The following is a 23,361-nucleotide window of genomic DNA, read 5'->3' as shown; positions in this document are numbered from 1 at the left end:
AAGCGCGACATAAAGCGAAGTTCCCCCATTTCTTCACTGGCCACCCGAATGAGTGACGAAGCGAGCGTAACAGGCCGACTACACACGCAGGCCGCAGGTCTGGGTCGGCGGGGCCGCCGTCAGGCCGTGGGTTCGCGCCACATGGGGTACATGGGCGGGCCGTCGGGGAGGCGGACGATGCGGTCCAGCACCGTGAAGCCGTGGCGTTCGTAGAGGCCGCGGCTGCGGTCGCTGCTGGCCTCGAGATAGGCCGGGAGGCCGTCCCGGTCGCACTGCGCGAGGACGGGCGCCAGCAGGGCGGAGCCCACCCCGCGGCTCTGGCGGTCGGCGGCGACCGCGATGGCCTGGAGGTAGGCGTGGTCGCGGTCCACCGGGTGGACGGACTCGGTGAGTTCGCCGAGGACGGGCAGGCGGTCGGAGTCGACCTTCTCCAGCCGCGCCCCCAGGTCGTCGCCGCCGCGCAACTCCCCTCCGGCGACGGCGAACCACACGGCCGCGCCGGCACCGTCCGCCGTGACGTGGACGGTCCCGTGCTCCATGCCGTGGTCGAGGAAGGCGCCGAAGAGGCGCGGATGCGCCTCTTCGCGGTGCGCGTCGTCGGGGAAGACCCACCGGCTCACCGGGTCGTCCCGGAACACCTCGTGCAGCAGTGCCGCGATCGCGTCGCGGTCCGCCCCCGTGGCGGCGCGTATGCCCAGGTCCGCCACGGCGGTTCCCCCTAGAAGGTCGGTCGGACGGTCGGTCCGTCAGACGGTCAGGACGATCTTCCCGAAGAGATCGCCGTCGGCCATCTTCTCGAACCCTTCGCGGGCGCGGTCAAGGGGCAGGGTGGAATCGATGACGGGCCGTACGCCCTTCGCCGCGCAGAACTTGAGCAGCGAGTCCAGTTCCTCCTTGCTGCCCATCGTGGAGCCGACGACCTTCAGTTCCAGGAAGAAGATGCGGTTCAGTTCCGCCGCCTCGGGGCTCGGCCCGCTCGTCGCGCCGGAGATGACCAGCGTGCCGCCCGGCTTCAGGGACTTCACCGAGTGCGACCAGGTCGCGGCACCGACCGTCTCGATCACCGCGTCGACCCGGTGCGGCAGCCGCGTGCCGCTCTCGAACGCGCCCTCCGCGCCCAGTTCCACGGCCCGCCGGCGCTTGGTCTCGTCGCGGCTGGTGGCGAAGACCCGCAGGCCGGCCGCCGCGCCGAGCACGATCGCCGCGGTGGCGACGCCGCCGCCCGCGCCCTGTACCAGCACGCTGTCGCCCGGCCGCACGTTCGCGTTGGTGAACAGCATTCGGTAGGCGGTGAGCCACGCCGTCGGCAGGCAGGCGGCCTCCTCGAAGGACAGCTCCTTCGGCTTCGGCAGCACGTTCCACTGCGGCACGGCCACGCGTTCCGCGAACGCGCCCTGGTAGCGCTCGGTGAGCAGCGAACGTGTCTCGTGCGGCCCGACGCCGTGTCCGGTCGCGCCGATCACGGAGTGGACGACGACCTCGTTCCCGTCGGCGTCGGTGCCGGCCGCGTCGCAGCCGAGAATCATCGGCAGCCTCTCCTCGCCCAGCCCGACGCCGCGCAGCGACCACAGGTCGTGGTGGTTGAGGGAGGCGGCGCGCACGTTGATCGTGGTCCAGCCCGGAGGCGCCTCCGGCTCGGGCCGTTCTCCCAGTTCCAGTCCGCTCAGCGGCTGGTCCCTGTCGATCCGCGCGGCGTAGGCAGCAAACATGATCCGTACGCTAGCGCCGCGGGGCGGAGGCCGACAGCCTCCGCCCCGCTAAGCGACGTACATCACCCGGCTGTACCGGATGGTGGACGGTTCAGAGCTCGTACACCTCGTCCACGAGCGCCTTCTGCTCCTCCTGGTGCCGCTTGCCGGAGCCGACGGCGGGGGAGGACGAGGACGGGCGGGAGACCCGGCGCAGCCGGTCCGCGTTGTCCGGCGCCGCGCCGATGATCAGGTCGAGGTGGTCGACCAGGTTCAGCGCGATGAACGGCCAGGCGCCCTGGTTGGCCGGCTCCTCCTGGGCCCAGACGAACTTCTGCGCCTTGGTGTACGGCGCCAGCGCGTCCTGGATCTCCTTGCCGGGCAGCGGGTAGAGCCGCTCGATGCGGATCAGCGCGGTGTCCGTGACGCCGCGCTTCTGCCGCTCGGCGTCCAGGTCGTAGAAGACCTTGCCGGAGCAGAAGACGACCTTGCGGACGTCGCCGGGACGCACCGTGTCGTCGCCGATGACCGGGCGGAAGCCGCCGCCGGTGAACTCCTCCGCCTTGGAGGTCGCCGCCTTGAGCCGCAGCATCGACTTCGGGGTGAAGATGATCAGCGGCTTGTGGTGCGGGTTGTGCACCTGCCAGCGCAGCAGGTGGAAGTAGTTCGACGGCAGGGTCGGCATCGCGACCGTCATGTTGTTCTGCGCGCAGAGCTGGAGGAAGCGCTCGATGCGGGCCGACGAGTGGTCCGGCCCCTGCCCCTCGTAGCCGTGTGGCAGGAGCAGCGTGACGCCGGAGGTCTGGCCCCACTTCTGCTCGGCGGAGGAGATGAACTCGTCCACCACGGTCTGCGCGCCGTTGACGAAGTCGCCGAACTGCGCCTCCCACATCACCAGCGCCTCGGGGCGGGCGAGCGAGTAGCCGTACTCGAAGCCCATCGCCGCGTACTCGCTGAGCAGCGAGTCGTAGACGTTGTAGCGGGCCTGCTCGTCGGAGAGGTACAGCAGCGGGGTGAAGTCGTCGCCGCTGTTCTGGTCGAGGAGCACCGCGTGCCGCTGGCCGAAGGTGCCGCGGCGGGAGTCCTGGCCGGCGAGCCGGACCGGGGTGCCCTCCATCAGCAGCGAGCCCACGGCCAGCGCCTCGCCGGTCGCCCAGTCGATCTTGCCCTCTTCGATCTGCGAGGCGCGTCGCTGGAGCTGCGGCATCAGCCGCGAGTGGACCTTGACCCGGTCGGGGATGTTGACCTGCGACTCGGCGATCCGCTTGACGACCTCCTGGGTGATTCCGGTGTCGATGTGCACCGGGAACTCGGCCTGGGGGTGCGGCACCTCGGCGGGAGCCGGGTGCGTGGTCGCCTCGCGGACCTCGGTGAAGACCTTCTCCAGCTGGCCCTGGAAGTCCTGGAGCGCCTGCTCCGCCTCCTCCATGGTGATGTCGCCCCGGCCGATCAGGGACTCGGTGTACAGCTTGCGCACCGAGCGCTTCTTGTCGATCAGGTTGTACATCAGCGGCTGCGTGAACGACGGGTTGTCGGTCTCGTTGTGGCCGCGGCGGCGGTAGCAGATGAGGTCGATCACGACGTCCTTGTTGAACGCCTGCCGGTACTCGAACGCCAGCCGGGCCACGCGGACCACGGCCTCCGGGTCATCCCCGTTGACGTGGAAGATCGGCGCCTCGATCATCCGCGCCACGTCGGTGCAGTACATCGACGAACGTGCGGACTCCGGGGCGGCGGTGAAGCCGACCTGGTTGTTGATGATGACGTGCACGGTGCCGCCGGTGCGGTAGCCGCGCAGCTGCGACATGTTCAGCGTCTCGGCGACGACGCCCTGGCCGGCGAACGCCGCGTCGCCGTGCACCTGGATCGGGAGCACGGTGAAGTCGGTGCCGCCCTTGCCGATGATGTCCTGCTTGGCGCGCGCGACACCCTCGACGACCGGGTCGACGGCCTCCAGGTGGGAGGGGTTGGCGGTGAGCGAGACCTTGATCTGCTCGCCGTCCAGACCGGTGAAGGTGCCCTCGGCACCGAGGTGGTACTTCACGTCGCCGGAGCCGTGCATCGACTTCGGGTCGAGGTTGCCCTCGAACTCCCGGAAGATCTGCGCGTAGGACTTGCCGACGACGTTGGCCAGCACGTTGAGCCGGCCGCGGTGGGCCATGCCGATGACGGCCTCGTCCAGCCGCGACTCGGCGGCGGCGTCGATCACCGCGTCGAGCAGCGGGATGACGGACTCGCCGCCCTCCAGCGAGAACCGCTTCTGGCCGACGTACTTGGTCTGCAGGAACGTCTCGAACGCCTCGGCGGCGTTGAGCCGGCGCAGGATGCGCAGCTGCTCCTCACGTTCCGGCGAGGAGTGCGGCCGCTCGACGCGGTCCTGAATCCACTTGCGCTCCTTCGGCGACTGGATGTGCATGTACTCGATGCCGGTGGTGCGGCAGTACGAGTCGCGCAGCACGCCGAGGATGTCGCGCAGCCTGGCCATGGTGCGGCCGGCGAAGCCGCCGACCGCGAACTCCCGTTCCAGGTCCCACAGGGTGAGGCCGTGCTCGGTGATGTCCAGGTCGGGGTGCTTGCGCTGCTTGTACTCCAGCGGGTCGGTGTCGGCCATGACGTGGCCGCGCACCCGGTAGGAGTGGATCAGGTCGAAGACACGCGCGGCCTTGGTGACGTCGTCGTCGTGGGAGACGTCGATGTCCTGGTTCCAGCGCACCGGCTCGTACGGGATGCGCAGCGCTTCGAAGATCTCGTCGTAGAAGTCGCTCTCGCCGAGCAGCAGCTGGTGCATGATCCGCAGGAACTCGCCGGAGGCGGCGCCCTGGATCACCCGGTGGTCGTAGGTGGAGGTCAGGGTCATGACCTTGGAGACGCCCAGCTTGTTGAGCGTGTCCTGCGAGGTGCCCTGGAACTCTGCCGGGTACTCCATCGCGCCGACGCCGACGATCAGGCCCTGGCCGGGCATCAGGCGGGGCACGGAGTGCACGGTGCCGATGCCGCCGGGGTTGGTCAGCGACGCGGTGACCCCGGTGAAGTCCTCCATCGTCAGCTTGTTGTTGCGGGCGCGGCGGACGATGTCCTCGTACGCCTGCCAGAACTCGAAGAAGGTGAGCGTCTCCGCCTTCTTGATGCCCGCGACGACCAGCTGCCGGTCGCCGTTCGGCTTCACCAGGTCGATGGCCAGGCCCAGGTTCACGTGGTCCGGCTTGACCAGGGTGGGCTTGCCGTCCTTCTCGGTGAAGGAGTGGTTCATCGAGGGCATCGCCTTCAGCGCCTGCACCATGGCGTAGCCGATGAGGTGCGTGAAGGACACCTTGCCGCCGCGGGCGCGCTTGAGGTGGTTGTTGATGACGATGCGGTTGTCGATGAGCAGCTTCACCGGGATGGCGCGCACGGACGTGGCCGTGGGCAGCTCCAGCGAGGCGTTCATGTTCTTCGCCACGGCGGCGGACGGGCCGCGCAGCGTGACGTACTCCGGGCCCGCGGCCGCCTCCGCCTCCTCGCTGGACAGCTTGGGGGGCGCGGACGTCGGTGCGGGCTTGCCGGCGGGCTTCGCGGGGGCCGCCGCGGCGGCCGGCTTCGCGGGCTGCGGCGGCGCGGCCGGTGCGGGCTGCGCCGGTGCGGGCTGCGCCTGCTCGGTGGGTGCGGTCTTCTGGGCCGGCGGGGCCTGGACCTGTGCGGTGGGGCCGCCGGCCTCGGCGGGGCTCAGCCCAGCTCCTGTGGCGCTCTCGCCCCCCTGCGCGCCCTTGTCCCGGGTGGCGGCGCCCGCCGGCCCGGGCTTGTAATCCGCGAAGAAGTCCCACCAGGCTCGGTCTACCGAGTTCGGGTCCTGGAGGTACTGCTGGTAGATCTCGTCGACGAGCCACTCGTTGGCGCCGAAGGTGACGGGTGACTTCCCGTCTCCGTCCGGCTGGGTCGAGACGCTCGAGGTTTCGGGGGACTGTGACGACACGGCGGCAACCGCCCTCTTCCGCTTCCTAAAGGTGGTGGACAGCGGAAATAAAGGCTACGCCTCTTGGGCGGGTGAGTGCAGTCCGCACGCGCCCGTCGTCGTGTACGTCACACCGGAAACTCGGTTTCGGCCGGGGAAATGGCGGGAAACACACCTGGTTTCGGGTCGGCGAGGGAACCGCGGACCCCTTCCGGGCGTCGCGGTGCGCGCTCGGGAGCGACCGTAACAACCCACGACGGCCGCAGGGGACCCCGGTGTGCGCGCCCGCACCCACGGTGACCTGCGATGCACCCAGCGGCAACGGGCCTGCCGTCCGTGGCTGTCCGATGCGTCCTCCCGGCGGGCCCGGACCGTGCGCGGGCCCGTCCGGGCGGCGGACGGGGACCCCGTGCGTCAATCCGTCGCCGGTCGCGGACCCGGGAGAGTGACGCGGATGCGGCAGCCGCGGGGGGATTCGGCCACCCTGATCCACCCGCCGTGCAGGTCCACCGCCCAGCGGGCGATGGCCAGGCCCAGACCCGTGCCGCCGTCCGTCCCGCCGCCCTGGGGGCCGCCCCCGGAGGCGTTCGCCCGGTTGAAGCGTTCGAAGACCCGCAGGCGTTCGGTCTCCGGGATGCCCGGGCCCTCGTCCTGTACCTCGATCTCCAGGCTTTCCGGTCGCTCGCCGCCGCGCGCCCGCACGGTGACCCGGCCCAGGGGCGGGCTGTGCTTGACCGCGTTGTCGATCAGGTTGACGACGACCTGGTGCAGGCGCTCCTGGTCGGCGTAGGCCGTCAGCTCCGGCGGCGAGACGTCCAGGTGCAGGTGCACGTCGTTACGGGCGTGCCCCTGCCGCTTGCTCATGTTCGACTCCTTGAGCACGCCCGCCAGGTACGGCCACACCTCGAACCGGTACGCGTGCAGCGGTACGGCGCCGCTGTCCAGCCGCGACAGGTCCAGCAGCTGGTCGACCAGCCGGCCCAGCCGCTGGGTCTGGGCGAGCGCCGTCCGCATCGTCTCCGGATCCGCCTCCGAGACGCCGTCGACCACGTTCTCCAGCACGGCCCGCAGCGCCGCGATCGGCGTGCGCAGCTCGTGCGACACGTTCGCCACCAGCTCCTTGCGGTGCTGGTCCACGGCCTCCAGATCGGCGGCCATCCGGTTGAAGGTCTCGGCCAGTTCGCCGAACTCGTCCCGGCGGCCGCCGCGCACCCGGCGTCCGTAGTCACCGCGCGCCATGGCGCGCGCGGCGTGCGTCATCTCGTCCAGCGGCCTGGTCAGCGTCTGCGCCACGAATTGGGTGATGAACAGCGAGACGATGATCGACAGGATGGTGATCACCCGCAGCTCGGTCGCCGAGTTGATGGCGAACACCACCAGCAGCGTGGTGATCGCCACCGAGACGATCACCAGCCAGCCGAGCGCCGCCTTGACCGAACGGTAGGGGTCGATCGGGCGCAGCCCCGCCCAGGTGCGCCGCCACGCACGGTTCCAGGCCCCGCGTACGGCCGTGCGCAGCCCCCCCTTCGCCACGGTCAGGAGCCGTCGGCCGCCGGGGCGGCCGGCGCGGGCGTCTCCAGCGCGTACCCCACGCCGTGTACCGTGCGGATCCGCTCGGCGCCGATCTTCCGGCGCAGCGCCTTGATGTGGCTGTCCACGGTCCGGGTGCCGGAGGCGTCCGCCCAGTCCCACACCTCGGCCAGCAGCTGCTCCCGGGAGAGCACCGCGCGCGGCGAGTGGGCCAGGCACACCAGCAGGTCGAACTCTGTGGGCGTGAGGTGCACGTCCTCGCCGCTCACCCGTACCCGCCGCTGGGCGTGGTCGACCTCCAGCTCGCCGAGCCGCAGGGTGCCGCTGCGCGGGGTGTGCGCGGCGAGCGTGGCCCGCTCGACCCGGCGCAGTAGGACGTGCACCCGAGCCGCCAGCTCACGCATGGAGAACGGCTTGGTCATGTAGTCGTCGGCGCCGACGCCCAGCCCGACCAGCATGTCGGTCTCGTCGTCCCGCGCGGTGAGCATCATCACCGGCACCGGACGCTGCGCCTGCACGCGACGGCAGACCTCCAGGCCGTCGAAGCCCGGCAGCATCACGTCGAGGATCAGCAGGTCCGGCTGCCATGCTTCGGCCGTGTCGACGGCCGCGGGCCCGTCGCCCGCGGTCTGCACCTGGAAGCCCTCGGCGCGGAGGCGCATGGCGATCGCGTCGACGATCGTCGGATCGTCCTCGACGACCAGGATGCGGCGCTGGGCGCCGGGAGTGGTCGCCGGAGAGCTGCCGCCGCCATGCGTCTGTGGAGTGTTCTTCTGGTCCATTCGCCCGCCCAGTGCCTAGCCCCGTTGGCTTGTGATGTCTGTGTGCTGGACAGCAGCGTACGGGCCCCGTACGGCCTGCGGCTACGAGGGATTGGTTGCGACGTGCACCACGTCGGGGACGCCTCGGACGACGGCTACCTCATCGGTGCGGACCCGTGCGAATCCGGATTTTCGCAACCTTTCTTCGAAAGTCGCGGACGGCCTGGCGGACCAGACGGCCAGCACGCCGCCCGGCGTCAGCCGGGCCCGGCAGGCGGCGAGCCCGGCGGGGGAGTACAACGTGTCGTTGCCGTCGGTGACGGTCCAGTCGGGGCCGTTGTCGATGTCCAGGCAGAGCGCGTCGTACCGGTCGCCGGTGCCGCGCAGGTGCGCCGTCAGGTCTGCGGTGACGATCCGGGTGCGGGCGTCGGAGCGCGCGGCAGCGGAGAGCGGGCCGAGCGGAGCGTTCCGGCCCGTGTGCCAGTCGATGACCGCCTGTTCGCGTTCGACGACGGTGATGCCGCCCCATTGCGGCTCGGCTGCCGCCTCGGCGAGGGAGAAGCCGACGCCGAGGCCGCCGATGAGGACCGTCGGCCGCTGCCTGCCGTCCAGCGCGGCGAGTGCGGCGCGCACCAGCCTGCGTTCGGAGCGGCCGTCGGAGGTGTCCATCAGGAAGCAGCCGTTGGCGATGATCTGCAGCACCTCGCCGTGCCGGCGCAGCACCACTTCGCCGTGCGGCCCCTCGCGGCGGTCCAGGACGACGGGCTCCGGCGGCAGGGGGCTGTGGGTGAGGCTCATGGCCCCATCCTCGCGGACACCTGCCCCCCGCGGTGGCCCGCTTTGCCCGACGTCGGGTCGCCGGTCAGGCGGACGGGGGCGGCAGCAGCGCGCGCACCTTCCGCAGCGGCGCGCCGAGCGTGGTGTCGTCGCGGTGGACCACGTGGCCGCCATGGGCGACGCGGTAGTGGAATCCGTCCCGGAGACGCGGGTCGAGGGTGCGGCGCGGCCCCTCGGCCAGGCGCGCCTCGGCGAGCAGCGCGCGGATGCGTGCCACATCGGGCGCGGGGATGCGGCCGCTGCGGCCGGAGGCGTCATCGTGCGGGGAGTCCGGGGAGTCAGGGGAGCCGAGTGAGCCCGTCGAGACCGTGTAGGTGCCGTCCTCGTGCAGCAGGGTACGAATCCGCACGCCCGCGAACCCGCCGGTGACCAGCCAATCCAGCAGCGGCGGGCCGGGCATACCGGGGGCGGTGGCGGACGTTGAGAGGGAGGGCGCGCCGCCCGGCCGGGACGTCGCGGACCCCTCCGTCCCGCCGCCCGGGTGTCCCGGGCCGTGGCCGCCGGGCGCGCAGGCGGTGGAGGCGATCACGGCGAACAGCCCGGCGACGAGGCTCCGGCGACGCGGTGCGGGGTTCGGCATACCGGAAGTATCCGCCCCCGCCGCTCCGGCCACTGGGTGCGCGCGGCCCGCGTATCGCTGTGAGCGAACAGGTCGTCACCGCTGGAACATCCAGGGCGTCTCCCGCATTGAGTGGGCATAGCTCAACTTCTCTTACGAGGGAGAGATCATGGCTTCGACGTCCACTTCGCTCACCCTGCCCGTCCTGCCCCTCGACGACGAGGTGGTCCTGCCGGGCATGGTGGTGCCGCTGGAGCTGTCGGACCCCGAGGTGCGCGCCGCGGTCGAGGCCGCCCAGGCGGCCGCCCGGTCCACGGGGGAGAACGGAAGAAAGCCGCAGGTCCTGCTGGTGCCGCGGATCGACGGCGACTACGCCGGCGTCGGCGTGCTCGGCCGCGTCGAGCAGGTCGGGCGGCTGTCCGACGGCGACCCGGGCGCCCTGATCCGCGGCCTGCGCCGGGTGCGCATCGGCACCGGCACCACCGGCCCCGGCGCCGCCCTCTGGGTCGAGGGCACCGAGGCCGGCGAACCGTCGCCCGACCCCGTGCCGGGCGCCGTCGCCGAGCTGATGCGGGAGTACAAGGCACTTGTCACCAGCTGGCTGCGCAAGCGCGGCGCCTGGGAGGTCGTCGACCGCGTGCAGCAGATCGACGACGCCGCCCGGCTCGCCGACAACGCCGGCTACTCGCCGTTCCTCACCACCACTCAGAAGATCCGCCTGCTGGAGACCACCGACCCCGTCGCACGGTTGCGGTACGCACTGGAGACGCTGCGCGAGCACCTCGCCGAGCAGGACGTCGCCGAGTCGATCGCCAAGGACGTCCAGGAGGGTGTCGACAAGCAGCAGCGCGAGTTCCTGCTCCGCCGCCAGCTGGAGGCGGTCCGCAAGGAACTGGCCGAGCTGGCGGGCGACCCGGAGGACGAGGGCGAGGACTACCGGGCCCGCGTCGAGGCCGCCGACCTTCCCGCGGACGTCCGCACGGCGGCGCTGAAGGAGGTCGACAAGCTGGAGCGGTCCTCCGAGCAGAGCCCCGAAGGGGGCTGGATCCGCACCTGGCTCGACACGGTGCTGGAGATGCCGTGGAACGCACACACCGAGGACGCCTACGACGTGCCGGGCGCGCAGCAGGTCCTCGACGCCGACCACGCCGGGCTGAAGGACGTCAAGGAGCGCATCACCGAGTACCTGGCGGTGCGCAAGCGACGCGCCGACCGCGGACTCGGCGTCGTCGGCGGGCGGCGCGGTGGGGCGGTGCTCGCCCTGGTCGGTCCTCCCGGCGTCGGCAAGACCTCGCTCGGCGAGTCCGTGGCCCGCGCGATGGGCCGGAAGTTCGTCCGGGTCGCCCTGGGCGGCGTCCGGGACGAGGCGGAGATCCGCGGCCACCGGCGCACCTATGTGGGCGCCCTGCCGGGCCGCGTCGTCCGCGCGATCAAGGAGGCCGGGTCGATGAACCCGGTGGTGCTGCTCGACGAGATCGACAAGGTCGGCTCCGATTTCCGCGGCGACCCCGCGGCGGCGCTGCTGGAGGTCCTGGACCCGGCACAGAACCACACCTTCCGCGACCACTACCTGGAGGTCGAACTCGACCTGTCCGACGTCGTCTTCCTCGCCACGGCCAACGTCGCCGAGGCGATCCCCGAGGCGCTGCTGGACCGGATGGACGTCGTCCGGCTGGACGGCTACACGGAGGAGGAGAAGGTCGTCATCGCCCGCGACCACCTGCTGCCCCGGCAACTGGAGCGGACCGGCCTCCGCACCGACGAGGTGACCTTCGACGACGCGGCGCTGCGCAGCCTCGCGGGCGAGTACACCCGGGAGGCGGGCGTACGGAACCTGGAGCGGTCCGTGGCCCGGGTGCTGCGGAAGGTCGCCGCCGAACACGAACTCGGCCGCCGAGACCTGCCGTTCGCCGTCGATCCGGAGGCGCTGCGGAAGCTGATCGGGCGGCCGCACCACCTCCCCGAGTCCGCCCAGGACCCGGCGGAACGGCGCACGGCCGTCCCCGGCGTGGCCACCGGCCTCGCGGTCACCGGCGCGGGCGGCGACGTGCTGCACGTGGAGGCGTCGCTGGCGGACCCGGAGACCGGCGGCGGCGGACTCACCCTCACCGGGCAGCTCGGCGACGTGATGAAGGAGTCCGCGCACATCGCGCTCTCCTACCTGCGCTCGCGCGGCGCGGAGCTGGAGCTCCCGGTCGGCGACCTCAAGGACCGCGGCATCCACCTGCACGTCCCGGCGGGCGCCGTTCCCAAGGACGGGCCCAGCGCGGGCGTCACCATGACCACGGCGCTGGCGTCGCTGCTGAGCGGCCGCCAGGTCCGGCCGGACGTGGCGATGACCGGCGAGGTCTCGCTGACCGGGCGGGTGCTGCCGATCGGCGGCGTCAAGCAGAAGCTGCTCGCGGCGCACCGGGCCGGGACCACCACGGTGATCATCCCGAAGCGAAACGAGCCGGATCTGGACGACGTTCCGGAGGAGGTGCTGGCCGGGCTGGACGTCCACGCCGTCTCCGACGTACGCCAGGTGCTGGGGCTGGCGCTGACGCCCGCCTCGGCCGACGCGGCGCTCGCCGCCGCGTAGCCCGGTCGGCAGCAGGGACGACCCGCAGAGCACCACGCAGAGAAACGGCCCCTCCCGCCCGGTGGAGGGGCCGTTTCCGTCTCTGCGGGTGGTGCCGGGGGGCTCCACTCCGGAGTGTGGCCGCCGCACCGCACGCCGTGAAGTCCCCACCGGCGCTGCCGTTGGTCTAGCCCTGCGAAATACTGGAGGAGCTGCGACGCTCTCCGCCCCTGGCGGAAACTTTCACCCTGAAGGAACCGCCCGATGGACGACTTTGCCCCCGAGTACCTCGACCTGGAACGGGAGTTGGCCGTCTTCTTCCGCCGCGCCCGCGCCGCGTCCGGGGAGATGGCCCGGGAGGTCCACCCGGAACTGGAGCCCGCCGCGTACGGGCTGCTGCTGCGGTTGGAGAACGCCGGCCCGCAGCGGGCCACCGCCCTCGCGGCCTACTTCGGCGTCGGGAAGGGCACGATGAGCCGTCAGCTCCGCGCCCTGGAGGCGCTGCAGCTGATCAGCCGCACCCCCGACCCGGAGGACGGCCGCGCCTCGCTGGTGCAGCTCACCGCGGACGGGCGGGAGCGGTTCGGGCACGTGCGGCAGGCACGGCGCGCCGCGTACGCCCGCCGCCTGGCCGCGTGGAACCCGGCCGAGGTCGCGGAACTCGCCCGCCTCCTGCACCGCTTCAACGACCTCCAGGCCGAGAGCTGAGCCGCTCCGGACCGGGGAGGTCAGGCATCCGACCGGTCGGAGAACTCCACGAGGACCGCCGTGGCGTCGTCGTGGGGCTTGCCGCGGGGGAAGGACCGGCCGGCGGGGTCGGCCTCCTCCGCGGCACGGACCCGGGCGATCAGTCCCGCCGGGCCCTCCTTGTGCACCAGGGCGCACAGGTCCGCCCAGCCACCGGCACGGAACACCTCGGACCAGCGCGAGGCGCCGTCCGTCAGACCCAGCAGGGTCCGCACGCCGTCCCGGGGCACGGCGCCGGTCACGGCCAGCGCCGCGACCGCGGGGTCGGCGGCGGCCGTGTGGAACCCGGTGCCGTCGGGTGCGTTGCGCAGGGCCTCGACGGCCGCGACGTACTCCGCCGCCGCCGTGGCGCGTTCGGACGATCCGGACGGCAGCGCCCGCGCGGCCTCCCGCAGCGCCGTGACCCCGGGCGGCAGCGTGTCCAGCCGGGTGTCCCGCACTGCCCGCACCGAGCCGTCCGCGCCCTCGACCAGCAGTACCGAGTCGGACAGCACCAGGTACTCCACCGACTCCTCGCCCCAGCGGGCCGCGACCACCGTCGCCTGCGGAGTCCGCGGGTGAGAAAGATCACAGGTTGAACGGTGTGCCCGCGCGGTACGCGCGACGGCGTCTGCGAGACATTCCGCCAGCGTCATCTCGCCCCGGGAGCCCGCAAGTTCGAGCAAGGCGCCACCCAGTCGGCCGACGTACCACGGCACTCCGTGCGCGCATCCGACGTCCCCCTCCGGCGGGGTCACGCCGTCCAGGACGACGAACGCGCCGCCCCGCCCGGAGGCCGGAAGGATCAGGGAAACGTGGTCCTCGTTGGGCCGGGTCGGGGTGCCGGGCTCGGTGGCCGTCTCCACGCGCATGCCGCCAGTCTGCCCGAGCGGCCGGAGGCCCGCCGGCAACCCGGCCTCCCTTATCGCCCCACCCGCCGGGGCGGCGCGAGCGGCGCGTCGCGGACGGCGAGAACGGCCGGAATCCATCGTTCCGTAACCTGCGGGCGGGCATATTGCCAGGACCCGGCCACGATTTCCAACCTCTGCGGAAACCGCGCACGCGCCCGTGGGACGACCGGAGTTGTTTGCTCCTGAGGACTGATGTTCACTCCTTCGGGTGGCGCGGCAGGGGGAACCACACCTACCCCGGAACGGCCTTGAAAGGGTCGTCACGTCGTGGACCGGGGCGGGACCCTACCCGTGCCCCCACGAGTTGGCTGTCGCCTCCCGGGCCCCCGGGCAGGGCAGGACGAGATTGCGAGCACGGGTGCGGACGAAGCGACTGCGGAAGCCTGGCGACTCCGGGAACGGCCGGCCGGCACACCCCCCACGGCGGACGCGGGTGCGCAACCGGCTTCTGGCGTCCGTCGCGCTCTGCTCGCTCGCGGTCCTCGCCGCCGGCGCCCCCGGCATCGTCGAGTCCTCCGGAACGCTGACGGAGTCCCAGGAACTCGTCGAACAGGCCGGTCTCCACCAGCAGGCCATCGCGCTCGCCCACTCGCTGTCCGACGAGCGCGGCGACATGGTCGCCTGGGTCGCCGCCGGGCGCGGCGAGGAGGCCCCAGACCCCGCCGACGGCGAGCCCGCCGGCACCGCGACGGGCCAGGAGGCCACCAGCGATTCCCAGCGTGCCCGCGTCGACCGGCAGATCACCGAACTGCTCGCCTCCGATGCGGTGACCCCGCCGGTGCGGCAGAGCCTCGAACAGCTTCCCCGGACCCGGCAGGAGATGCTCGACTCCTCCGAGAGCACGGCCTACGACGCGTACCAGGCGTACACCGCCGTCATCCAGCAGCTGCACACCGTCTCCCGCAACGTCGCCCGCGACCTGCCCGGCGACCACGCTCCGAACTCCACCGCCGCCGCGGCCGTCGCCACCACCGAGTCGCTGCCGCACCTCGGCCGCGCCGTCGACCAGGCCTCCGCCACCCGCGGCCTGCTGCGCGGCGCGTTCGCCTCCGACGGCCCGGCCCGCACTCTGACCGAGGCGGCACGCCTGGCGCGGGTACGGGAGCAGGGCGCGCTCGCCGACTTCGAGCAGACGGCCGGTCCGACCGCGTCCGAGACGTACGACAAGACGGTCACCGGCACAGACGTCGGCCTCGCCGAGCGGTACATCGAGCAGCTCACCGCCGACCCGGTCCTCGACGCGCAGGACCGGGGACTCGACGCCGAGAGGGTCGTCGCCGCGCTCTCCGCCCGCATCGACCGGATGCGCAGCGTCCAGTCCTCCCTGGCCACCGCCGAGGTCGCCCGGTTGGAACAGCAGCGGGACGACGACGTCGTCGCGCTCGAGATGACGGTCGGCCTGGTCGGTGCCTGCCTGCTGCTCGCCGTCGGCGCCGGCGTGCACACGGCCAGGTCCCTGTCCCGCCCCCTGTCCGTCGTGCGGCGCGGTTCGCACCGGCTCGCCACCGCCGAGGAGCCGGAGGCCGAGGAGCCGGTGCGTTTCCACGGCCGCAACGACGAGTTCGCCGAGGTCGTCGGTTCGCTCAACGCACTCCGCGAGACCGTCGCCGGCCTGCACACCCGGGCCAAGGAGGCGGAGGCCGCCAACGCGGACCTGAGCGCCGCCAGGGACGAACTGACTGCCGAACGCGAGCGGCTGCGTGAGGAGGCCGAGCGCCTCCGCACGCGTCTGCAGGCCGGGCACGGCGCCTCCCACGGCACGTTCGTCCACCTCGGGCTGCGCACCCTCGGCCTCGTCGAGCGTCAGCTGGGCATCCTGGAGGCCATGGAGGCCGAGGAATCCGACCCCGACGACCTCGCCACCCTCTTCAAACTCGACCACCTCGCCACGCGGATGCGGCGCGCCGGGGAGAACCTGCTGCTGCTCGCGGGCGCTGAGCACGTCGGCGCGCACCACGCCGGACCGGTGCCGCTGCTGGACGTGCTGCGTGCGGCCGTCAGCGAGATCGAGCGCTACGAACGCGTGCAGATCGCTGCGCTGCCCCCGCACGCCCAGGTGTCCGGGTTCGCCGCGGACGACCTCAGCCACCTCGTAGCGGAACTCCTCGACAACGCCACGGCGTTCTCCGCGCCCGACGCGGAGGTCACGCTGTCGGCCTGGATGCTGGATAAGGGCGACATCATGCTCTCCGTCCAGGACGAAGGCATCGGCGTCGCCGAGGACCGGCTTGCCGAACTCAACGCCCGACTGGGCGACCCCGCCGCGCAGGAGGCCCCCGGGACGCCCGGCTCGGGGGAGGAGGGGGACCGGGCCGAGCCGGGAGGTCTCGGCAACGGCCTGTACGTCGTCGCTCGCCTCGCCGCACGGCACGGGATGCGGGTGCAGCTCCGGGAGCAGCGGCAGGGTGGCGTCGCGGCTGTGGTGGTGGTGCCTCGCACGCTGCTGCCGGACCGTCCGGTGCCCGGCGTCAGCGGGGCGGGCACCCCGGACGGGGGGCAGCGCCTTCCCGGATCGGTCGCAGAGGCCAACTCCAACACCCTCCCCGCACGCCGCGCCCCGGCCACCAGCGCGCCCGCTCCGGCACCGGCCTCCGACGAGACGCCGACGGCCCGTTCGACGGCGGAGGCGCGAGCCGGTGCGAGTGCGGAACCGGACGACGGCGTGGGCGAAGCGGGCGGGGAGGCGCAGGCCGTTGACGACGCCGCCTCCTGGTGCCCGGACGCGAGGTCCGCGGACGACGTCGTCGCCCCCGACGGTGAGACGACGCGCGGCGCGCTGTCGCCGACCGCCACCGATCCGGCGGACGGCGGGGACCCGGAGCCGTGTCCCGGAGGGGACACGTCCACCGTGGAGGCCGCCGACGGCACGTCCGTCGCCGAAGGCGAGGCCGCGGCGACGCGCGCGGACGCGGCGGACGTGGCGGACGCGGACGAGGCGAGCACGCCGGGCGCCGGCGGCCGGGAGGCCGACGAGGCGAGGGGCACGTTCTCCCGGGAGAGCGACGGGGACGGGGTGGCGGAGCACGGGCGGGCGGACGCCGGGGACGGGATGCCGTCGGCCGCGGACGGCGGCCGGCAGGCCGCCACCGTGCCCGGGCCCCGGGAGGACGACGCCCGCGAACACCCGGCCGCGGACCACGCCCGCAGGGCCGCGGACAGGGTCACCGACAAGGGGCTGCCGAAGCGCACCCCCAGACATGTGACGGTCGAGCAGCAGGTGCGCCCCGCGGCGAGCGGCGGCGCGAACGCCGAGGAACTGCGCCGTAGGCTCGGCGGGTTCCAGCGGGGGGCGGCGGACGGGCACCGGGACGCTGCGGCGGAGGCCGCGGCTCAGGGCGCCGCCGACGCGGGCGGCGCGGAAGAGGAGGCACGGCAGTGAACGCCCCCGCCACGAACGGCACGAGCGCCACGACGGGCACGAAGGGCGCCGAGGACACGACCGGCAGTCGCGCGGCGCGCAACCTGCGCTGGCTGCTGGCGAACCTCGTCGACGAGGTGCCCGGCGTGCAGTCCGTCGCCGTGGTCTCCTCGGACGGCCTTCTGCTGCTGTCCTCCGACCCGGAGGCGGTCACGGGCGACCCGCCGGCCGAGGACGCCACCGAGAACGCCGCCGGGCATCCCGCCGGGGACGCCCCCGGCCACGCCCGCGACGAGGCCGAGCGCCCGCAGGGCCCCCGCGGTGCCGCGGCAGACCTGGCCACCATCGTGTCCGGTGTCGGCTCGCTCACCGTCGGCGCGGCCAGGCTGCTGGACACCGGCGGCGTGAAGCAGACCATGGTGTCCATGGCGAACGGCTCGCTTTTCGTGATGTCCGTCAGCGACGGCTCGCTCCTGGGCGTGCACGCCGCGCCGGACTGCGACATGAGCGTGGTGGCCTACCACATGGCCCTGTTCGTCGGACGTGCCGGACACGTCCTGACCCCCGAACTCCGCACGGAGCTGCGTAAGTCGATGGAGCTGGAGTCGAAGAAGTGACGTCCCACCCCTCGTTGCCGAGGCGTGCGCCGGCGCGCGTGCGCCCGTACGCCCTCACCGGCGGCCGTACCCGGTACGGGCACGTGCTGCTCGTCGAGTCGTTCGTCGCCGCGATCGAGGCGCCGCCCGCGCGTCCGGAGCTGGTCTCCGGCGGTCTGCGGGACCGCGTGATGCCCGAGATGCAGGCGATCGTCGAACTGTGCCGCCGGATGCGCACCGTCGCGGAGATCTCCGCGCTGCTGAAGATGCCGCTGGGCGTCGTCCGCGTGCTGCTGAGCGATCTCGCCGACCAGGGGCGGATCCGCGTGCACGGGACCGGCCACGGTACGGAACGGCCCGACCGGGCCCTGCTGGAGAGGGTGCTCGGTGGCCTCCGCAAGCTCTGAACACGACGTGAGGTCCGTGGAGGCCGCAATGCCCGCCCATGATCCGGCCGAGGGCGCCGGACACGCCTGGGAGACCGACCTGTCCCGCGCGCCGATCGCCACGAAGATCGTCGTCGCGGGTGGCTTCGGCGTCGGCAAGACCACCTTCGTCGGTGCGATCTCCGAGATCGAACCGCTGCGCACCGAGGCGGTGATGACCGAAGCCAGCGAGGGCACCGACGACCTGGCGTCGACGCCCGACAAGCTGACGACCACGGTCGCCATGGACTTCGGCCGCATCACCCTGGACGCCGACCTGGTGCTGTACCTCTTCGGCACGCCGGGGCAGCAGCGCTTCTGGTTCATGTGGGACGACCTGGTGCGCGGCGCCATCGGGGCCGTGGTGATGGCCGACACCCGCCGCCTGGAGGACTGCTTCCCGGCGCTGGACTACTTCGAGAGCTGCGGCCTGCCGTACGTCGTCGCCGTCAACCACTTCGAGGGCACCGACGTGTACGAGGCGGCCGACGTGCGCGAGGCGCTGACCGTCCCCGAACGGGTCCCCGTGGTGATCATGGACGCGCGGCGGCGGGAGACGGTGCAGGAGACCCTGCTCGCCCTCGTCGGCCACGCACTCGACCTCACCCCGGCCTGACCGCCCCGGGCCGCCGGCGCACGGCCCACTCGTCCCACCCGACTCGCCCACCGCCACAGCACCACGCAGGGAGATCCGCGATGCGGAAGATACTCGTCGTCGGAGCCGGCCAGGCCGGCCTCCAACTCGCGCTCGGCCTCCAGTCCCAGGGCTACGAGGTCACCGTGATGTCAAACCGCACGGCGGACGAGATCCGCGGTGGCCGCGTGATGTCCACGCAGTGCATGTTCCACACCGCGCTCCAGCACGAGCGCGACATCGGCGCCGGCTTCTGGGAGAGCCAGGCCCCACGCATCGAGGGCCTCGGCGTCTCCGTCGCCGGCCCCGACGGTTCCCGTGCGATCGACTGGCTCGGCCGGCTGTCGGACGGCTACGCCCAGTCCGTCGACCAGCGCGTCAAGATGGCCGGCTGGATGGAGACCTTCGCGCAGCGTGGCGGGCAGCTCGTCGTCCACGGCGCCGCCGTCTCCGACCTGGACTTCTTCGCGCGCCGCTACGACCTGGTGCTGGTCGCCGCGGGCAAGGGCGAGCTGGTCTCGATGTTCGCCCGCGACGCCGCACGTTCTCCGTACGACGCCCCGCAGCGCGCACTCGCCGTCTCCTACGTCACCGGGCTGGGGCCGCGGCCCGAGCACCCGGAGACCGAAGCGGTGCGCTGCAACCTGGTCCCCGGCGTCGGCGAACTCTTCGTCATGCCCTGCCTGACCACCTCCGGCCGCTGCGACATCCTCTTCTGGGAAGGGATTCCGGGCGGTCCGCTGGACGTCTTCCAGGGCATCAAGGACCCGAACGAACACCTGGCGACGACCCTGGAGCTGATGGAGCGCTTCACCCCCTGGGAATACGCGCGGGCGACCAAGGTCGAGCTGACCGACGGGGGCGGCACGCTCGCCGGCCGTTACGCGCCGACCGTGCGCAAGCCCGTCGGCCGGCTCCCCAGTGGCGGTGCGGTGCTCGGTGTCGCGGACGTGGTGGTCGCCAACGACCCCATCACCGGGCAGGGGTCGAACTCCGCCTCCAAGTGCGCCGCCGCCTACCTGTCGGCGATCGTCGAACACGGCGACAAGCCGTTCGACGAGGACTGGATGCAGGCCACCTTCGACCGCTACTGGCAGACCGCGCAGCATGTCACCACGTGGACGAACGCGATGCTCGCGCCGCCGCCCGAGCACGTGCTGAACCTGCTGGGCGCGGCCGGGCAGGCGCAGCCGATCGCGGACCGGTTCGCCGACGGGTTCAACGACCCGGCCGACTTCGAGAACTGGTTCTTCGCACCCGACAAGGCCGAGGCCTACCTCGCCGAGGTCACGGCGGGCTGAGCCGGCCCTGTTTCCGCTCGTGGTCGCGGAGCGCGGCGAGCTGCCGCGGCGTCAGCGAGGTGAGCATCCGCTCCACCTCGCGCATCGCGGCCCGGGACGCCTCCCGTCTGCGCTCGGCGCGGTCGGCGAGCTTCTGCTGCCGCTGGAGCGCGTCGCGGGCCTCGGCCGCGACCGCGCCCCGGTGCCGTTCGCCGCTGGCCAGTGCCCGTACCGTTGCCTGCTGCCGGGCGGCGGCACGCTCCAGGGTGTGGCCGTGCCGCATGGCGACCACCGGGTCGTCCGCGAGCAGCACCTGCACGGCGGTCGGCAGGCCCGGCGCGCCCGTCCGGTACTGGGCACGTGCCACGCGGGCGGCGATCTCGCGCTCCTCGGCGAGCCGGTAGCGGGTGCCCGCCAGGCGCCGCTCCAGCCGGTCGGTGCGCTTCTGCTGCTCGTGCAGCTGGTGCGCCGCCCGCCGGTACGCCTCCAAGGCCCGTTCCCGTTTTCCGTAGAGCACCTTCAGCGCGGCGAGCAGTTCGCCCACCGACCGGCCGGAGGCCGCGGCTGGTGCGGCTGGTGCGGTGTCGGTGGGCTCGGTGGCGTCCGCCGCGGCGGACGGGAGGGCCGCGGCGGACGGGAGAGCCGCGGGGGTCGCGTGGGGCAAGGGGTGGGCCGGTGCCGCGGACAGGAGCACCGCGCCGGCGGTGGCCATCGCCGCCGCGGCGAACCGTACGGGCCGTGCTGGGGTCACGCTCACTCACCTCCGGTGTGATGAAGTGATCGTGAGCAGGTGTCAGGTGGGAATGCGCGCCGGGTTGCGCGCTTTGCGCGCCCGGCTCACTCGATGGTGTTCCGAGGCGCCGTCCGTCCGGCGCGCCCCGTTGCGCCACTCGTCGGCCGACCCCGGGGTTCCAGGGGCCTCAGCGCCGGAACAGGCCCCGGCCGCCGAAACCGTCCGCAGCCTCGGCGAACGTCCGGATCTCGTGCGTCCACGGAGCGGGCAGCCAGGATGCGGCGGGGCGCTCGGCGGCATCGGCCAGGTCCAGTCGGCGGGCCAGCGCCGCAGGTAGCGGTCGCGCCTCGGGTGTCTTGTGCAGACACGCCGTCAGCGCCGGACGCAGCCCCTCGGGCACGCCGCTCAGGTCCGCGCCCTCCCGCGTGGACGGCAGCAGCGACCCGGCGAACGGCATCCGCGCCGACGCCGCGTACGCCAGGACGACGCCGAGCGCGAAGACGTCGTCGGCGGGCAGCGGCGACCGGCCGTCCCCCGGGGCGTGTCGTCCCTCGCTCATCCCGTAGTCGACGACACGGGGATGGTCGGCAGCCAGCAGGACGTTCCCCGGTGCGAGGTCCCCGTGGGCGACGCCCGACCGGTGCAGGGCCGCCAGCGCTCGGCACAGCCCGCCGCCCAGCGCCCGCACGGACTCCTCCGGCAGCGGTCCGTACCGGCCCACCAGCGCGGTGAGGCCGGGGCCGGGGACGAACTCCCGTGCCATCCACGGACGTTCGCCGTCCAGGTCGCAGCCGTGTGCGGCGGCGACGTACGGGCTGCGCGCTCCCCGGGCCACGAGGTCGGCGACCTGCCGGATGCGGGCACGCTGCTGCCGGTCCCGCAGCTGCTCCGGGCGCAGGGCCCGCACGGCCGCACGCTCCTTGCGGGCACCGCGTCGCGGGGCGCCCCGGCCGAGGTAGACGTGACCGGCCGGGCCCGAGCCGAGTCTGCCCAGCAGGCGGTACGGGCCGAGCCGTGGAGGGTCTTCGGGCAACAGCCGGGCCATGCCTGCGATCACGCTGCGCACCCTAGACCGCTGCGCGGCCTCCTCGCCCTTCCGCCCCCCAGACCTGCCCCATTCCTTCGCAATCCCGCCCGCTCACCGGCGCCCGCGCATCCGGCCGCCGCCACCCCCGGGGCAGTCGGCCGGTCAGCGGGCGGGGTGCCGCCAGGGCCACTTCGGGCGGTTGCCGCCCGGACGCGCATCCGGCGCGTACACGTACTTCCAGCCGCGCGGCAGCCCCAGCCGCCGGGTCACCGACGCGGGCTCCAGCCGGTAGACGTGAACGGTCTTCCCACCGCCCTCCTCCTCGGGCAGCGGCACCGGCACCTCGTACGTCTTCGGCGGGCGACCGGTCGCCCCGACGAGCACTGGCAGCACCCGCCCGTCCAGCGGCCCGCCCACGAACACCGTGTCCTCGCTGCGCACGTCCTCAGTCCTCCCCGGCCGGGCAGGCCCGGGGCTGGGCGAGGCGGCGGGCCCCCGGGCCCTCGTCGCCCAGCCGGTCGTACGGATTCGCCAGGGCGCACACGTCGATGGAGAGGCAGCCGCAGCCGATGCAGTCGGTGAGGTTGTCGCGCAGCTGCTGCATCAGCCGGATGCGCTCGTCCAGGTCGGCGCGCCAGCAGGCGGACACCCGGGCCCAGTCCTCGCGGGTCGGGGTGCGGTTGTCCGGGAGCAGGCCGAGCACCTCGCGGATGGCGGCCAGCGGCATACCGAGGCGCTGCGAGGCCCGGATGAAGGCGACGCGACGCAGCGTGTCCCGGCTGTAGCGGCGCTGGTTGCCGGAGGTGCGCCGGCTGTGGATGAGGCCCTCGCGCTCGTAGAAGCGCAGCGCCGAGGTGGCGACCCCGGCGCGCTCGGCGAGTTCGCCGACGGTGGCCTCCTTGGCCTTCCAGGACAGGTGCGTCGACATGCGGCCAGCCTAGCTGCCCGCGGGCGCGTCGTTGAACCTCGGTTCAGCTGTCCCAGCCGGGCTCCCTGCCCGCCTGGTCCGACGCCTCCGCCTGGTCCGACGGTCCGGCCGGTTCCAGCAGGTGAGCTGCGTCCGCCGCGAGCGGCAGCGCACGCCGGATCAGGTCGCCGACCGGGCCGTCCGGGCGTTCCAGCGCCAGCGCGCGCCGGGTCGCCGCCGCCGTCTCAGGGTCGTCCGCGGCCGTCGCGACGAGCAGCGCGACGAGGTGGTTCAGCAGCCAGGCGCGCAGCTCGGAGAGGGGCGGCTGCTTCCCCTCGTCCAGCCAGATCAGCGACGCGCCCTCCACCGCGGTGATCCACGTCCGCACCGTCATCCGCAGGCGGGGCCCCGGCTCCGGGGCCTCCAGGTGGCGCAGGATCTGGTGCGCCGCGTCCCGCCGCACTTCGTCGACGATGGCGCTGGTCCGCGAGGTCCCGACCACGCTGCCGCCCTGCAGCAGCGCCATGAAGCCGGTGTCGAACTCGTCCACGAAGGCCAGGTAGCGGGACAGCGCACGGTCCAGCCGTTCGATCAGCGGGCCGACGGCCGGCTCGTCGAAGCACTGCTCCAGCCGGTCGGCGGCGGACCGCAGCGCCGCCTCGTACAACTGCTGCTTGCCGCCCGGGAAGTAGCGGTAGACCAGCGGCCGGGACACCCCGGCGGCCGCCGCGACGTCGTCGAGCGAGACGTCCTCCGGCACGCGGTGGGCGAACAGTGCGAGGGCGTGCCCGATCAGCTGCCCCCGGCGCTGCTCGACGGTCAGTCTGCGGTACGCCGGTGCGGTCATGCCCCCGAGCGTAGTGCGCCCCGGAGGCGGTACGGACCGCGTGCCGGGCCGCGT

20 protein-coding genes are annotated in these 23,361 nt (G+C 73.1%); 7 read left to right on the top strand and 13 right to left on the bottom strand.

The genetic code is table 11. From position 1 onward, the window contains the following. Positions 1 to 119 precede the first annotated feature (119 nt). The 7 genes from E4198_RS07160 to E4198_RS07130 form a co-directional block, all read right to left on the bottom strand. Positions 120 to 698 carry a GNAT family N-acetyltransferase gene (locus tag E4198_RS07160; RefSeq protein WP_136185230.1) on the bottom strand — a complete coding sequence of 193 codons (579 nt, stop codon included), beginning with the start codon at positions 696 to 698 and terminating at the stop codon, positions 120 to 122. Between the two features lie 48 nt (positions 699 to 746). Beyond that, a complete protein-coding gene (locus E4198_RS07155) occupies positions 747 to 1,709 on the bottom strand; it encodes a zinc-binding dehydrogenase (protein WP_136182434.1) in 963 nt (320 codons plus the stop codon). 91 nt (positions 1,710 to 1,800) lie between these two features. Further along, entirely contained in the window at positions 1,801 to 5,637 is a 3,837-nt protein-coding gene (locus tag E4198_RS07150) for a multifunctional oxoglutarate decarboxylase/oxoglutarate dehydrogenase thiamine pyrophosphate-binding subunit/dihydrolipoyllysine-residue succinyltransferase subunit (protein WP_136182433.1), read from the bottom strand. Between the two features lie 393 nt (positions 5,638 to 6,030). Next, the gene (locus E4198_RS07145) at positions 6,031 to 7,134 is read right to left on the bottom strand and encodes an ATP-binding protein (RefSeq protein ID WP_136185229.1); all 1,104 of its coding nucleotides are present in this window, start codon (positions 7,132 to 7,134) and stop codon (positions 6,031 to 6,033) included. A gap of 17 nt (positions 7,135 to 7,151) precedes the next feature. After that, positions 7,152 to 7,928, bottom strand: coding sequence for a response regulator transcription factor (locus tag E4198_RS07140; protein ID WP_136182432.1), 777 nt, complete (start codon positions 7,926 to 7,928; stop codon positions 7,152 to 7,154). An 81-nt stretch (positions 7,929 to 8,009) separates the two neighbouring features. Next, entirely contained in the window at positions 8,010 to 8,705 is a 696-nt protein-coding gene (locus E4198_RS07135) for a spermidine synthase (RefSeq protein ID WP_136182431.1), read from the bottom strand. 64 nt (positions 8,706 to 8,769) lie between these two features. Then, entirely contained in the window at positions 8,770 to 9,324 is a 555-nt protein-coding gene (locus E4198_RS07130) for a hypothetical protein (protein WP_136182430.1), read from the bottom strand. Between the two features lie 148 nt (positions 9,325 to 9,472). Between E4198_RS07130 and lon the strand changes: the two genes are divergently transcribed. Further along, positions 9,473 to 11,884, top strand: coding sequence for an endopeptidase La (gene lon / locus E4198_RS07125; protein WP_136182429.1), 2,412 nt, complete (start codon positions 9,473 to 9,475; stop codon positions 11,882 to 11,884). 243 nt (positions 11,885 to 12,127) lie between these two features. Further along, positions 12,128 to 12,571, top strand: coding sequence for a MarR family transcriptional regulator (locus tag E4198_RS07120; RefSeq protein ID WP_136182428.1), 444 nt, complete (start codon positions 12,128 to 12,130; stop codon positions 12,569 to 12,571). 20 nt (positions 12,572 to 12,591) lie between these two features. On the opposite strand, the gene E4198_RS07115 is transcribed toward E4198_RS07120, so the two are convergent. Beyond that, positions 12,592 to 13,461: a hypothetical protein gene (locus tag E4198_RS07115; protein WP_136182427.1), complete on the bottom strand. Its 870-nt coding sequence runs from the start codon at positions 13,459 to 13,461 to the stop codon at positions 12,592 to 12,594. A gap of 472 nt (positions 13,462 to 13,933) precedes the next feature. Between E4198_RS07115 and E4198_RS07110 the strand changes: the two genes are divergently transcribed. From E4198_RS07110 to E4198_RS07090, 5 genes are all read left to right on the top strand, one after another. Continuing rightward, positions 13,934 to 16,879, top strand: a complete 2,946-nt coding sequence (locus tag E4198_RS07110) for a nitrate- and nitrite sensing domain-containing protein (protein ID WP_247597580.1) — start codon at positions 13,934 to 13,936, stop codon at positions 16,877 to 16,879. A gap of 83 nt (positions 16,880 to 16,962) precedes the next feature. Beyond that, positions 16,963 to 17,475: a roadblock/LC7 domain-containing protein gene (locus tag E4198_RS07105; protein ID WP_247597872.1), complete on the top strand. Its 513-nt coding sequence runs from the start codon at positions 16,963 to 16,965 to the stop codon at positions 17,473 to 17,475. Next, entirely contained in the window at positions 17,472 to 17,861 is a 390-nt protein-coding gene (locus E4198_RS07100) for a DUF742 domain-containing protein (RefSeq protein ID WP_027766092.1), read from the top strand. Before E4198_RS07105 ends, E4198_RS07100 begins: the two co-directional genes overlap by 4 nt. A gap of 28 nt (positions 17,862 to 17,889) precedes the next feature. After that, positions 17,890 to 18,495 (top strand): ATP/GTP-binding protein, encoded by a 606-nt coding sequence (locus E4198_RS07095; protein ID WP_136182424.1) that lies wholly within the window; start codon positions 17,890 to 17,892, stop codon positions 18,493 to 18,495. Between the two features lie 80 nt (positions 18,496 to 18,575). Then, positions 18,576 to 19,814, top strand: coding sequence for a styrene monooxygenase/indole monooxygenase family protein (locus E4198_RS07090; protein WP_136182423.1), 1,239 nt, complete (start codon positions 18,576 to 18,578; stop codon positions 19,812 to 19,814). Here the strand turns inward: E4198_RS07090 and E4198_RS07085 are convergent. The 5 genes from E4198_RS07085 to E4198_RS07065 form a co-directional block, all read right to left on the bottom strand. Continuing rightward, positions 19,801 to 20,544 carry a hypothetical protein gene (locus tag E4198_RS07085; RefSeq protein WP_136182422.1) on the bottom strand — a complete coding sequence of 248 codons (744 nt, stop codon included), beginning with the start codon at positions 20,542 to 20,544 and terminating at the stop codon, positions 19,801 to 19,803. The genes E4198_RS07090 and E4198_RS07085 overlap by 14 nt on opposite strands. 169 nt (positions 20,545 to 20,713) lie before the next feature. Continuing rightward, positions 20,714 to 21,583 carry a protein kinase gene (locus E4198_RS07080; protein WP_136182421.1) on the bottom strand — a complete coding sequence of 290 codons (870 nt, stop codon included), beginning with the start codon at positions 21,581 to 21,583 and terminating at the stop codon, positions 20,714 to 20,716. A 132-nt stretch (positions 21,584 to 21,715) separates the two neighbouring features. Continuing rightward, positions 21,716 to 21,994, bottom strand: a complete 279-nt coding sequence (locus tag E4198_RS07075; RefSeq protein WP_027766089.1) for a hypothetical protein — start codon at positions 21,992 to 21,994, stop codon at positions 21,716 to 21,718. Positions 21,995 to 21,998: 4 nt separating this feature from the next. After that, complete coding sequence (gene soxR, locus E4198_RS07070; RefSeq protein WP_136182420.1) at positions 21,999 to 22,481, bottom strand: redox-sensitive transcriptional activator SoxR; 483 nt, start codon at positions 22,479 to 22,481, stop codon at positions 21,999 to 22,001. 43 nt (positions 22,482 to 22,524) lie between these two features. Beyond that, the gene (locus E4198_RS07065) at positions 22,525 to 23,307 is read right to left on the bottom strand and encodes a TetR/AcrR family transcriptional regulator (protein ID WP_136182419.1); all 783 of its coding nucleotides are present in this window, start codon (positions 23,305 to 23,307) and stop codon (positions 22,525 to 22,527) included. Positions 23,308 to 23,361: the final 54 nt, after the last annotated feature.

This window comes from Streptomyces sp. RKND-216 (assembly GCF_004795255.1).
GTDB lineage: Bacteria > Actinomycetota > Actinomycetes > Streptomycetales > Streptomycetaceae > Streptomyces > Streptomyces hazeniae.
The sequence above is the reverse complement of the archived record's forward strand: the minus strand, read 5'-3'. Positions and strand labels throughout refer to the sequence as shown.

Coding starts and splice junctions, on each gene's coding strand:
- E4198_RS07155 (WP_136182434.1), bottom strand. CDS start 1,709: ATGTTTGCTGCCTACGCCGCGCGGATCGACAGGGACCAGCCGCTGAGC.
- E4198_RS07140 (WP_136182432.1), bottom strand. CDS start 7,928: ATGGACCAGAAGAACACTCCACAGACGCATGGCGGCGGCAGCTCTCCG.
- E4198_RS07135 (WP_136182431.1), bottom strand. CDS start 8,705: ATGAGCCTCACCCACAGCCCCCTGCCGCCGGAGCCCGTCGTCCTGGAC.
- E4198_RS07130 (WP_136182430.1), bottom strand. CDS start 9,324: ATGCCGAACCCCGCACCGCGTCGCCGGAGCCTCGTCGCCGGGCTGTTC.
- lon (WP_136182429.1), top strand. CDS start 9,473: ATGGCTTCGACGTCCACTTCGCTCACCCTGCCCGTCCTGCCCCTCGAC.
- E4198_RS07120 (WP_136182428.1), top strand. CDS start 12,128: ATGGACGACTTTGCCCCCGAGTACCTCGACCTGGAACGGGAGTTGGCC.
- E4198_RS07115 (WP_136182427.1), bottom strand. CDS start 13,461: ATGCGCGTGGAGACGGCCACCGAGCCCGGCACCCCGACCCGGCCCAAC.
- E4198_RS07095 (WP_136182424.1), top strand. CDS start 17,890: ATGCCCGCCCATGATCCGGCCGAGGGCGCCGGACACGCCTGGGAGACC.
- E4198_RS07090 (WP_136182423.1), top strand. CDS start 18,576: ATGCGGAAGATACTCGTCGTCGGAGCCGGCCAGGCCGGCCTCCAACTC.
- soxR (WP_136182420.1), bottom strand. CDS start 22,481: ATGTCGACGCACCTGTCCTGGAAGGCCAAGGAGGCCACCGTCGGCGAA.
- E4198_RS07065 (WP_136182419.1), bottom strand. CDS start 23,307: ATGACCGCACCGGCGTACCGCAGACTGACCGTCGAGCAGCGCCGGGGG.